10 protein-coding genes are annotated in these 11,935 nt (G+C 65.2%); 2 read left to right on the plus strand and 8 right to left on the minus strand.

Annotated elements, in window-relative coordinates; genetic code table 11:
- Positions 1 to 452: 452 nt before the first annotated feature.
- The 6 genes from P2G67_RS12875 to P2G67_RS12900 all read right to left on the minus strand — a co-directional run bounded on the left by P2G67_RS12875 (position 453) and on the right by P2G67_RS12900 (position 7,861).
- The gene (locus P2G67_RS12875) at positions 453 to 2,789 is read right to left on the minus strand and encodes a bifunctional salicylyl-CoA 5-hydroxylase/oxidoreductase (protein WP_275823633.1); all 2,337 of its coding nucleotides are present in this window, start codon (positions 2,787 to 2,789) and stop codon (positions 453 to 455) included.
- A gap of 147 nt (positions 2,790 to 2,936) precedes the next feature.
- Entirely contained in the window at positions 2,937 to 3,626 is a 690-nt protein-coding gene (locus P2G67_RS12880; protein WP_275823634.1) for a PAS domain-containing protein, read from the minus strand.
- 108 nt (positions 3,627 to 3,734) lie between these two features.
- Positions 3,735 to 4,784, minus strand: a complete 1,050-nt coding sequence (locus P2G67_RS12885; RefSeq protein ID WP_275823636.1) for a YeiH family protein — start codon at positions 4,782 to 4,784, stop codon at positions 3,735 to 3,737.
- A 74-nt stretch (positions 4,785 to 4,858) separates the two neighbouring features.
- Entirely contained in the window at positions 4,859 to 6,376 is a 1,518-nt protein-coding gene (locus tag P2G67_RS12890; protein ID WP_275823637.1) for a tripartite tricarboxylate transporter permease, read from the minus strand.
- A 6-nt stretch (positions 6,377 to 6,382) separates the two neighbouring features.
- Entirely contained in the window at positions 6,383 to 6,868 is a 486-nt protein-coding gene (locus P2G67_RS12895; protein ID WP_275823639.1) for a tripartite tricarboxylate transporter TctB family protein, read from the minus strand.
- A 36-nt stretch (positions 6,869 to 6,904) separates the two neighbouring features.
- Positions 6,905 to 7,861, minus strand: coding sequence for a tripartite tricarboxylate transporter substrate binding protein (locus tag P2G67_RS12900; protein WP_275823640.1), 957 nt, complete (start codon positions 7,859 to 7,861; stop codon positions 6,905 to 6,907).
- Positions 7,862 to 8,094: 233 nt separating this feature from the next.
- On the opposite strand from P2G67_RS12900, the gene P2G67_RS12905 reads away from it, so the two are divergent.
- Positions 8,095 to 8,991, plus strand: a complete 897-nt coding sequence (locus P2G67_RS12905) for a TauD/TfdA dioxygenase family protein (protein ID WP_275823641.1) — start codon at positions 8,095 to 8,097, stop codon at positions 8,989 to 8,991.
- A gap of 87 nt (positions 8,992 to 9,078) precedes the next feature.
- On the opposite strand, the gene P2G67_RS12910 is transcribed toward P2G67_RS12905, so the two are convergent.
- A complete protein-coding gene (locus P2G67_RS12910) occupies positions 9,079 to 9,771 on the minus strand; it encodes a GntR family transcriptional regulator (RefSeq protein WP_275823642.1) in 693 nt (230 codons plus the stop codon).
- A 168-nt stretch (positions 9,772 to 9,939) separates the two neighbouring features.
- Positions 9,940 to 11,436, minus strand: a complete 1,497-nt coding sequence (locus P2G67_RS12915; RefSeq protein WP_275823643.1) for a CoA-acylating methylmalonate-semialdehyde dehydrogenase — start codon at positions 11,434 to 11,436, stop codon at positions 9,940 to 9,942.
- A gap of 128 nt (positions 11,437 to 11,564) precedes the next feature.
- Here P2G67_RS12915 and P2G67_RS12920 point away from each other — a divergent pair, with 128 nt between their 5' ends.
- Positions 11,565 to 11,930 (plus strand): hypothetical protein, encoded by a 366-nt coding sequence (locus P2G67_RS12920; RefSeq protein ID WP_275823644.1) that lies wholly within the window; start codon positions 11,565 to 11,567, stop codon positions 11,928 to 11,930.
- The last annotated feature ends 5 nt before the right edge of the window (positions 11,931 to 11,935 follow it).

Here is an 11,935-nt window from a genome sequence, read left to right on the forward strand (position 1 = left end):
GCTCTTACGTTCAATTCTGGTCATGGCATGCACCCCTCCTGAGGGTCCGGTGAGTTTCACATCACCAGCGTGCCATGACCGCTGAAACCGTCACCGCTTTTGCTGAAAATTCAGTACACGATCTGCGCCAGGCTATCGTAGACTTCGCGATACAGCCGGCGCTTGCCAGAGAGCGGGGTGAAGACCCCTTTCCTCAGCAGTGATTTGCGATGGCGCCGTAAGAAGTGCTGGAGCGTAGTGCTGCCGGCCTTCGGCATGCCCACGTGAATGATGCAGCGGCGCATGAACTCCCGAAATCCCGATGATCCACAGCACCTGTTGCCTGCCGACAGAGGTGACTCTTGTGGCGAAGAACAGACCGCTTGCTAGCGCTTCAAACGGGCGCTTGTCACAGGCGCTTTCGGGGCACCCCCCAAGGTTCCGCCGCGACCTCGAACAAATCCCCCCAGCACTCAGATGGCGATGGCCATTTCCTGGGCCCGCTGCAGATTGCGGAGGTATTGCGCGCGGCCGGTCTCATACTGCGGCGGCCACTGCTGCCCCTCGTGGCCAAGTTGGGCGGCGGCGTGCAGTGTCCAGAAGGGATCGGCCAGATGCGGCCGCGCCAGGGCGCAGAGATCGGCCCGCCCCGCGGCCAGAATCGAGTTGACGTGGTCGGTCTCGTAGATGTTGCCCACCGCCATGGTGGCGATGTCCACCTCGTTGCGGATGCGGTCGGAGAAGGGGGTCTGGAACATGCGGCCATAGATGGGCTTCGCCTCAGTCGAGGTCTGGCCGGCGGAAACGTCGATCAGGTCGGCACCGGCTGCCTTGAAGGCCCGGGCGATCTCCACGGCCTCATCGGCCCCGATTCCCCCCTCGACCCAGTCGCTGGCGGAAACGCGCACCGCCATCGGCCGCTCCTGCGGCCAGACGGCCCGGATCGCCTCGAAGACCTCGATGGGAAAACGCAGCCGTGCGTTCAGGTCGCCGCCATAGGCATCCTGCCGCCGGTTCTTCAGCGGCGTGATGAAGCTCGACAGCAGGTAGCCATGCGCGGCGTGGAGCTCCAGCATGTCGAATCCGGCCTCCAGCCCTCGTTCCGCGGCCACCACGAAGTCGGCGATCACCTGGTCCATGTCGGCGCGCGTCATCTCCCGCGGCGTCTGGTTGGCCGGGCTCCAGGGAATGGGAGACGGCGCCAACAGCGGCCAGTTGCCCTCGTCGAGCGGGAGGTCAGCCCCCTCCCAGGGCACTTTGGTCGAGCCCTTCGGCCCGGCGTGGCCGAGCTGCAGGCAGACCTTGGCTGGCGAATGACCGTGGATGAAATCGACGAGGCGCTTATAGGCGCGGCTGTGTTCCGGGTCATAGAGGCCGCAGCAGCCCGGCGTGATGCGCCCCTCGGCCGAGACGCAGGTCATCTCGGTGTAGATCAGCCCGGCCCCGCCCAAAGCGCGTGAACCTAGGTGCACCAGGTGGAAGTCATTGGGTGTCCCCTCCTTGGCCGAGTACATCGCCATGGGGGACAGCACCACGCGATTGGGCAGCGCCATGTTGCGCAGGCGGAAGGGCGTGAACATGGGTGGAATGGCGGCAGGCGTTTCCTTTTCGGGCGCTGCCTGCCTACTCACGCGCTTGTCCTCGACCTGCGCGGCGGCGCGGCCGGCGAACCAACGCTCGACACCCTCGAGATAACCTCGGTCGCGCAGTCGCAGGTTCTCGTGGCTTACGCGCTGGGAGCGGGTGAGCAGGGCATAGGCAAACTGCTCGGGCTCCAGGCTGGCATAGCGCGCCACGTTCTCGAACCATTCGGTGGAGTTGCGCGCGGCCGATTGCAGCCGCAGCACCTCGACCCGCCGTTCCGCCTCGTAGGCCGCCAGCCTGTCCGTGAGCGAACCCTCGCCAGTGTCGAGATGACGCGCCAGGGCGATGGCATCCTCCAGCGCCAGCTTGGTGCCGGAGCCGATGGAAAAATGCGCCGAATGGGCCGCATCGCCCATCAGCACGATGTTGTCCTTCACCCAGGTATTGTTTGAAATGCGCGGGAAGGAGATCCAGTCGGAGCCGCGCAGGTGTCGGCTGTTGGCCATCAGGCCATGGCCGTCGAGGTAGGGGGCGAAGAGCCGCTCGCAGAAGTCGATGGTCGCCGCCGTGTCTGCCTGGTCCAGCCCGGCGGCACGCCAGGTCTCCTCGCGGGTCTCGACGATGAAGGTCGAATGCTCGCGGTCGAAGCGGTAGGCATGGGCCTGGAACCAGCCCCACTGGGTTTGCTCGAAGATGAAGGTGAAGGCCTCGAAGAGCTTGCGGGTGCCCAGCCAGACAAACTTGCACTTGCGCAATTCGATGTCCGGCCGAAAGTGCTGCTCATGGGCCTGACGTACCCGGCTGTTGATGCCGTCGGCCGCCACGATCAGGTCGGCGTCCGGGAAGGCCGCCTGCACCTCGCCTTCGATCTCGGTTTCGAAGCGGAGTTCCACGCCCAGTTCCTCGGCCCGCGCCTGCAGGATCGCCAGCAGGCGCTGCCGGGCGATGCCGCAGAAGCCGTGCCCGCCTGAGGTGATCAGCCGGCCCTTGAAGTGGATGTCAATGTCGTCCCAGTGGGCGAAGGCGTCGAGTATGCGGCGCTGGCTGGGCTCGTCCGCGCCCTCCAGGTTCTCCAGCGTCTTGTCGGAGAAGACCACGCCCCAGCCGAAGGTGTCGCCGGCGCGATTGCGCTCATGGACCGTCACCTCATAGGCCGGATGGCGCTTCTTCATCAGAATGGCGAAATAGAGTCCGGCCGGCCCGCCGCCGACGATGGCAATACGCATGGCGCTCTCCGCTGTTCGCTGCCCCAATGTGAGAGACAGAGCGGAGATAGTTTAAGCTTAAACTATGTCGCACGTCGACCGGAAGTCCTGCAGACTCACGCAACCCTACCCTTGGGGTGGGTTGTCCAACCGGACAGGTTTCACGGTCTAATGCGCGGCATCGCCATCGTGCCAGTTGGCTGCAACCCGTGGCAAACAGCCCGCAATGCGACAGCGGGATTCATGCTCATGGTTCTCCACCACGAGCAGGTGGCTAATCCGTTCCCCCGACGCATCGCTGAGCGGCAGGATAAGGCGCAGGTACCGGCCGAGCTGGCTGTGGGAACTAACGAAAAGGCTGTGCGCCAGCGGCTGCCAGCTTTCACTGCACGCGCGATAATGCTGCTGAATCAGTTCGCCAAATGCCCGCGGCCTGAGATCCGTGGGGGCAAGGCCCTTGAGGCTGTGCCCATGAACGTAGCGCACCCCTTCGCCGACGATGGCATAGCGAAAAGTTTCCGCCCTGTCCTCTTCGATCTTGCCCTCACCAACCTCGCCCCGTTCGACCTCCACCAGGAGCGTAAAAGCCAGGGCCCAAGAGAAATCCGCCGGGTCCATCTCGATCTTGGTGGGCGCCCGACGCGCGCCGCGGCGCAATTGCCAGTAATCGAGAAGTTTGCGCAAGCGCGGCGGCAATTCGCCGCGAAGATCGAGCGCGGCCGCTTTGACGTCATTTGCCATGGGTTCCGCCCCTTCCCCAAGACGCAGAGTGCGTGAGAGCTCAGGAGCAAGGCATGAAACCTTTTGATACTTTGCAATTTCAATGGGTATTGTGCGGGCGTTCAAGATCGAGGTCATGCCTCCACCTCCGTGGCTACCCCTGCCCCCAATGTATGGAGTGTCCGCGCGTCCTACCTATTCCGTCTGCGCCCCCTGTCTACTTTGGGACCAGAAACGCGTGCCTTATCACAGATCGCTCGCGAGCAGCAGGAAGCCGAGCACCGCGACCAGAAGGAACAAGGTCTCGCTCACCACCAGGATGAAGGGCTTCCAGCCGAGCTGCGTCATCTCCTTCAGGCTGGTCTTCATGCCGAGTGCGGCTACGGCCAGCACGAGGCACCAGCGCGAGGTATCGATCATCGGCTGCGCCAGGCTGGCCGGCAGGAAGCCCAGTGAGTTGATCCCCACCAAGACCACGAATGCGACCAGGAAGAGTGGCAGGCCGATCAGACGCCCCTGCGCCGCCTCCCCCAGGGCCAAACGCCGCGGCTTGAAATAGAGCGAGAGCAGGAAGACGACGGGAACCAGCATGGCGACGCGCATCATCTTGGTGAAGGTCGCGGTGTCGCCGGCCGTATCGGAGATCGTGTAGCCGGCCGCCACCACCTGGGCCACGTCATGAATCGTCGCGCCGATCAGAACGCCCCCGGTGGTCTCGTCGAAGCCGACGAGCGCCACCAATGCCGGATAGAGCACCATGGCGCAGGTCGAGAGCGTGGTCACCGCCACCACGGCATAGACGGTGTTGCGCTCCAGCTCAGCGCGTTTGGGCATGACCGAGGAGATGGCGAGCGCCGCCGAAGCGCCGCAGATCGCCGTCGCCCCGCCGGTCAGGATCCCCTGCTCCTCCCCCAGCCCCAGCCGACGGGCGAGAAAGCGCCCGAACAACAGGGTGCCCACAACCGCCAGCACCACGGCAAGACTGGGCACGACGCCGAGCGACAGGATCTGCTCGAGCGTGATCCGCGCCCCCAGCAGGGCCACGCCCAGGCGCAGCACCGTGCGCGATGTGAAGGCGATGCCCGCGCGAAAGCGCGCATCGTCTGAGAGAAAGTTGAACGCCATGCCAATCAGCAGGGCGAAAAGCAGCACCGGCCCGCCGTGATGATCCCCGATCCAGGCAGCCGCAAGCCCGACGACCAGCGCCAGCCCGAAACCGGGACCAAGCTGACGCCCCCGCTGCGCGATCGTGGGGGGAAGTGCGGCAAGCGAGCCGCCGCCTGGTAACGGGAACATGATGCAGACTACCCTGGTAGAAGCGGAAAACGTGATCGGGGAAGGACGCCCTCGGATGCGGCCGGAGCCGGAACTCAGGCGGGGCCCGAGCCACCAGCCGGCCGCGCACCCGGCTTGAGCCGCGGCGGCAGCAGCCTGGAGAGCAGCGGCCAGAGCAGAAGTAGCAGGGCGATTCCCATGAGAAAAGCCGGCAGCGGCTGCGTGACCAGCGGCGAGGGATCGCCGGCCGTGATCATCAGCCCGGTGCGCAGCTTGGCCTCGGCCAGCGGCCCCAGGATGAAGCCGATCACCAGCGGCGCCAGGGGAACCCGCGCCTTTTCCAGCAAGAAGCCGAGCACCCCAAAGGCCAGCATGACCCAGACGTCGAAGAAGCGATTGGTGGCGGCATAGCTGCCGACGATGCAGAAGACCAGGATGCCGGGCAGCAGCAGGCTGCGATCGACCCTAGCCAGCTTGGGCAGGTGACGGACCAGGCCGGTCATCAGCACGAACATCATCAAGGTGGCCACCAGGCAGGAAATCATGATGGCGTAGACCACATCGGGGTTCGTGCTGAACAGCATGGGTCCGGGGACGATGCCGTGCAGGTAGAGGCCCCCGATCAGGATGGCATCGATCACACTGCCCGGAATGCCGATCGCCACCAGCGGCACCAGCGCGCCCCCGACGGTCGCGCTGTTTCCTGCCTCCGACGCGATCACGGCCTCTTCCGAGCCGGTGCCGAAGCGCTCCGGCTCCTTCGAGAAGCTGCGCGCCGTGGAGTAAGCCACCACCGAGCCAACATTGGCGCCGACACCGGGCAGAATGCCGATCAGCGTGCCCAGGGTGGAGGAGCGCAGCATGTTGCCGCCGTGGCGCCGCCAATCGGCGAGGCTCAGCGTCACCCGCTCTCGCCGGATCTCGATCCGCTCGGCCACGCCGAGATGCTCGGTCAGCCCGCGCATGATCTGGCTGACGGCGAAAAGACCGATCAGCACCGGCAGGACGTCAAAGCCGTTCTCCATGGCCCGATTGCCGAAAGCCAGCCGGGGCATGCCGGTGGAGGGGTCCGACCCCGGCATGGCGATGAGGATGCCCAGAAAGCCGGAGAGCAAACCCTTGACCATCGCCCCGCGACTGAGGCTGGCGATCAGCACCATGGCCACCATAATGAAGGCGAAGTAGTCCCAGGGGGTGAAGCGCAGTGCGAAATCGGCCAGCGGCCGGGACACCAGGATCAGTGCCACCCAGGAGACGAGCCCACCGACGAAGGAGGCCGTGATGCCGAGCGCCAAAGCGCGGCCGGGCCGCCCCGCCCGCGCCATGGGGTAACCGTCCAGGGTGGTGAGCACCGAGGCCGGGGTCCCGGGCATGCGCAGCAGCGTGGCACTGATCAAGCCGCCGGCAACGGATCCCACATACATGCCCACCAGCATCATCAGCGCGAGCGCCGGCGACATGGTGAAGGTGAGCGGCAGGCTGAGCGCGATCAGCATTGTCCCGCTCAGCCCCGGAATGGAGCCGACCAGGATACCCAGCGTGGTGCCGATCAAGGTGAAGAGCAGACCTTCGAGGGACAGCGCGAGTGGCAGAGCTTGGAGAAGTCCGTCCATTGGGCCTCAGGGCAGGTCCACGATAAAGATCTGGGTGAAGAGGTAGTCGCAGCCGAAGCCGAGAATGACGCCGGCGGCCAAGGCCTTGGGCAGAGCGGCGATGCGCCTGTTTGATAGCAGCCAGACCGTGATGGTGACGAACACCAGGGTCGCGCCCCAATAGGGCAGACGCAGGAAGGCCAAGGCTGCTACGTAGAGCAGCGTCACGAGAGAAACCAGCAGCAGGGGGAGCGGCGATGGTGGCTGGCGCGCCGCGCTGCCGTCTGCGGTTTCCGCGAAGGAGCCCGATGGCTCGAAACGCTTGCGCCTCAGAGCCTGACCAATCATAGCCAGGCTAAGCAGAATGACGATCAGTGCCGCCGCCATGGGCAGTGCGCCCGGCCCCAGCGGGTCGAGGCCGGGCTGCGGCGCGGCCATTGCCGCCGCGACGCAGGCGCCCCCGATGACTGCCAGGATCAGGCCGGCGGCGATCTCTGCCCGCTCTTCAGACACAGTCTCGGCCCTTTCCCGCACCCACGTTTCGGCTCCCTACTGAGCCTGCGTGGCCCGCACGGCGACCGGCGCGATACGCTCGAACTCCTGCGCGATGAAGTCCTTGAACGCCTCGCCACGGCGGAAAACGTTGGTGTAGGCTCGCTCGCGGAAGGATTCCTGCACACGCTCGCTCTCCATGGCCGCTTCCAGAGCGTCTGCCATGGTGTCCACCGCGTCACTGGGCGTGCCTGCCGGTGCCAACCACCAGTAGTCATAGCAGAACTGCGCATTCACGTCCTGCTCCATCGCCGTGGGAACATCCGGCATTTCCGGATGACGCTCCTCGGCAAGCAGACCCAGAGCCTTGATGCCGCGTCCGCCCGAGGCCTTGTACTGCCCGGTGGAGATCACCGAAGCGTGGGTCGTGCCGCCCGCCACCGCGGTGTAGTTGTCAGCGTCCCCGCCGATCTGGACGAAACGGAAGCTGGCGCCCCCCTGCGCGTCCTGCAGCAGCAGACCGCCAAGATGGTTCATGGCACCGAGGTTGGCTCCGAACACGATCTCGCCCGGCCGCTCGGCAGCATCGTCGAGCAGATCCGCCAGAGTTTCATAGGGAGCCGATTCCGGCACGATCGCGACAAAGCAGACACCGCCCGTGGACGCCACCGGTTCGTAGTCTTCATGACCGAAATCGGCCAAGCCGGAAGCCTCGCTCGACAGCAGGGTGATATGGTTGCTGAGAATGGTGTAGCCGTCCGGCTCCGCTTCGACCACCCGGCGCGAGCCGGTGCGGCCGCCCGCGCCCGGGATGTTGATCACGGCCAAGGGCTGCGGCAGCAGTTTTTCTTCCTCGATCACGCGCTGGAACAGGCGCACCGTGGCGTCACTGCCGCCTCCGGCGCCATAGGGCACGACGATCTGGATCGGCCGCTCTGGCCATTCGGCGAATGCCGCGGTCGCGCCGCTCGCCAGAAGTGTTGCTGCAAGGGCGCAACCTAGCAATCTCTGCATGAACGTATCCTTCCCAGCTTTCAGGTTTGTGGGTCAGGTTTCCTGCTGCATAGCCGGCCCTGGCACCAATTTATCGTGTGGGCGATTGTTCATAGCAGCCATGTGAGTGTCAACCACTCAATGGACATTAGAATTGTTGACAATCGCTCTGTTGACTTGATGCTGCCGTTCTTGCTAGGCGTGAACCACAGCCGGTCGCTTCATCGAACCGGCGTTAACGGAGGAGACACTCAATGAACGCGACTCAGGAATGGAAAGAGGCCGGACTGAACTTTCGGCAGATCACCCCCGCCATTGGTGTGGAGGTAGGCGGCGCCGATTTATCCAAGCCCGTCGGCGAGGAGCAGTTACAGGCCATCCGCAAGGCACTGTGCGAACACTCGCTGCTGCTGTTCCGGGGCCAGGAGCTCCCGCCGGAGCCGCACATTGAGTTCAGCCGCCGCTTCGGCCCGCTGGAGAACCATGTGCTCAAGCAGTTCTGCCTGCCCGAGCATCCCGAGATCTTCATTGTTTCCAATATTGTCGAGAACGGCCGTCATATCGGCGCACATGGCGGCGCCAAGCTGTGGCACTCCGACCTCTCCTACATGGAGGAGCCCAGCCTCGGCTCCGCCTTCTACTGCCTCGAATGCCCGTCGGAGGGCGGCGAGACCGAGTTTGCCAGCATGTACGCGGCCTACGACGCCCTTCCTGAGGAACGCAGGCGCTGGCTGGACGGTCGCCGGGCCGTGCATGACTACAACTATCATTATGAGACCTTCCTGACCCATCGGCCACCGCTGACCGAGGAGCAGAAGGCCAAGGTGCCGCCGGTCTCCCAGCCCTGCGTGCGCACGCATCCCGAAACCGGGCGCCAGGCGCTCTATCTCTGTTACGCCCTGGTTTCGCACTTCGAAGGCATGAGCCCGGAGGAGAGCCGGCCGATTCTCAAGGAGCTCACCGAGTTCGCCACACAACCGGCCTTCACCTACCGCCATGCCTGGAAGCCGGGCGACCTGGTCTTCTGGGACAACCGCAGTGCCATGCATCGCGCCTGCCCCTTCGACGAGAAGGGCAGCCGCCGGCTGATGTACCGCACGACGATCAAGGGCGATCGCCCCTTCCATCGCCCGGCTGCCGCCGCGGCCTGAGGCACACCACAGAATACAAAGAGGCCGGGAGCAACGCTCCCGGCCTCTTTGTGTGTGAAGCTGCCCGCAGCACCCGGTGCGCTGCCGCTACTCGTCCGGTGACTGCAGGGCCAGCATGCGCATGGCATGCTCCTGAGAGTTGGTCACCATCTGCGCGGCGGTGCGTTCCGCCTTCTGTCCGTTGCGCACCGCAATGGCTTCGACCATGGTCTGCCAGGAACTCAAGGACTGACGGCGCCGCGTTTCGCTGGCCAGGCCCAACCGCGTGTAACGCAGGATCTGGCGCGCAAGCTGAGTGACCATGTCGCGCAGGCGGCGGTTGCCGCAGTGTTCCAGAATCAGGTCGGCCATGTCCCGCGAAAGCTGCACGTGGGTGCCGAGATCGCCACCGGCCTCCACCTCCCGCTTCATCTCGGCGAGAAGCCGTTCCAGCCTGTCCAGCGTCTCCGGCTTGTGGAACTGGGCGAAGAGCCGTGCCGCCAGCCCGAAGAGCGTGGCGCGGATCACGAAGACCTCGCTCACTTCGTCGACGGAAAGCTTGGTGACCTGCGCCCCGCGCCGGGGGTTGATGGTCACCACCCCTTCCTTCTCCAGAATCCGAAGCGCTTCCCGTACGGGGCCGCGGCTCACCTGGAAGTAGCTCGCCAGCCGAACCTCCGGGATGTTCTCCCCCGGTCGATACTCTTCCTTGAGCACCATCTCGGCCACATGATTGGCAATCTGCTCCGCCAAGGATAGCGGCCGGCGCATGTCGGAAGCATAGAGTGGCGAGTCGGTCATAATGGAACCGTTTATACCAGGGATTGTTGACAAGTCAAAATTCAACAACACATCCTGGCAGAACGGAAGGCCGCAGCGCGTAACAGTCCCACGGATTCGGGGCCGATCGGCGGGGACTGCACGCGCCCCGTCGGACGGCGCAACCCCTGCCCTATCGGCCTGTCAGGCCTACTTCATGGTCGGCATGACGAACTCGGCGCCGGCGCGGATGCCGGTGGGCCAGCGCGAGGTCACGGTCTTGAGGCGGGTGTAGAAGCGCACGCCTTCGGGACCGTGCATGTGGTGGTCGCCGAAGAGCGAGCGCTTCCAGCCGCCGAAGGAGTGGAAGGCCATCGGCACCGGGATCGGCACGTTGATGCCCACCATGCCGACGTTCACGCGGCTGGCGAAGGTGCGGGCAGCATCGCCGTCGCGGGTGAAGATCGCCGTGCCGTTGCCGTACTCGTGGGCGTTCACCAGCGCGGCGGCCTCGTCATAGCTCTCGGCCCGCACCACGGAGAGGACCGGACCAAAGATCTCCTCCTTGTAGATGCGCATGTCGGGCTTCACCTCGTCGAAGAGGCAGCCACCGATGAAGTAGCCGTTCTCGTAGCCCTGCATCTTGAAGTCGCGGCCGTCGACCACGAGCTTGGCGCCTTCCTCGACGCCGATGTCGACGTAGCCCTTCACCTTCTCGTAGTGCTGCTTGGTCACCAGCGGGCCCATCTCCGCCTCGGAATCGGAATAGGGGCCGATGCGCAGGTTCTGCACCTTCGGCGTCAGGCGTTCCATGAGGGCATCGCCGGCGGAACCGACGGCAACCGCCACGGAAACCGCCATGCAACGCTCCCCGGCCGAGCCATAGCCGGCGCCCATGAGCGCATCGGTGGCCTGATCCATGTCGGCGTCGGGCATGACGATCATGTGGTTCTTGGCGCCGCCCAGGGCCTGGACGCGCTTATTGTTTGCCGTGCCGCGGTGATAGACGTATTCGGCGATGGGGGTGGAGCCGACGAAGCTGACCGCCTGGATCTCCGGGTGATCCAGGATGGCGTCGACCGCTTCCTTGTCGCCATGCACCACGTTGAAGACACCAGCCGGCAGTCCGGCTTCCGCCAGCAGTTCGGCCAGGATCAGCGGGGCGCTGGGGTCGCGCTCGGAGGGCTTGAGGACGAAGGTGTTGCCGCAGGCGATCGCCACCGGGAACATCCACATCGGCACCATGGCCGGGAAGTTGAAGGGGGTGATGCCGGCGACCACGCCCAGCGGCTGGCGCACGGAATAGCTGTCGACGTTGGTGCCGACATTCTCGTTGAACTCGCCCTTGAGCAGATGCGGAATGCCGCAGGCAAACTCCACGACCTCCATGCCGCGGGTCACCTCGCCGGCGGCGTCGCTCAGCACCTTGCCGTGCTCACGGCTGATGGCTTCGGCTATGCGATCGCGGTTGCTCTCGATCAGCTCCTTGAACTTGAACATGACCCGGGCGCGGGTGAGCGGCGGGGTGGCGGCCCACTTGGGCAGGGCCTCGGCGGCGGCGCGCACCGCGGCATCGACCTCGGCGGTGCTGGCCAAGGGAACCTGTGCCGCCACCTCACCGGTCGCCGGATTGAAGACATCGGAGCGGCGGCCGCTCTTGCCCTCCTGTGGCTGTCCGGCAATGTAATGATTGAGCTGGGCCGTCATGGGTCATCCTCTCGTCTTGTTGTTCTGGAGCCCGCGCAGCACAGAAGGCGGCAGCGCAGGCGACTGCGGGTACCATAGAGCAAGCGCCCGGTCGGGTGAAAGTGTGGGAAGTGGTGAATTCGAACCCGATGCATCCTCTGACGAATGATGATCCGGAGCTGTGTCAGACTCTTCGCGCCATCGCCAAGGACCGCGGCCGCATCACCTATGCGGAACTGGCCGCAGCGCTTTCGCAGCCCGGTCCACAGCGCATCCGCCGGCTGGCGGAGCGCCTGGAGGCAAGCGTACGCGCAGACCACGCAGTCGGAAGGCCTCTCTTGGCTTCGGTGGTGGTGAGCCGGAGCAGCGCGCTTCCGCAGCGCGGCTTCTTCGACCTGCTGCAGGAGCTGGGGCGCTACGAGGGACCCACCACGGGCCCGCAGGCCGAGGCCGCTCATGCAGCGGAGCTGACCGCTGTCTACGACTGGTGGGATCAGAACAGGGACGACGCCTAGCTGAC

This window comes from Aquibaculum arenosum, from assembly GCF_029222965.1.
GTDB lineage: Bacteria > Pseudomonadota > Alphaproteobacteria > Kiloniellales > DSM-21159 > Aquibaculum > Aquibaculum arenosum.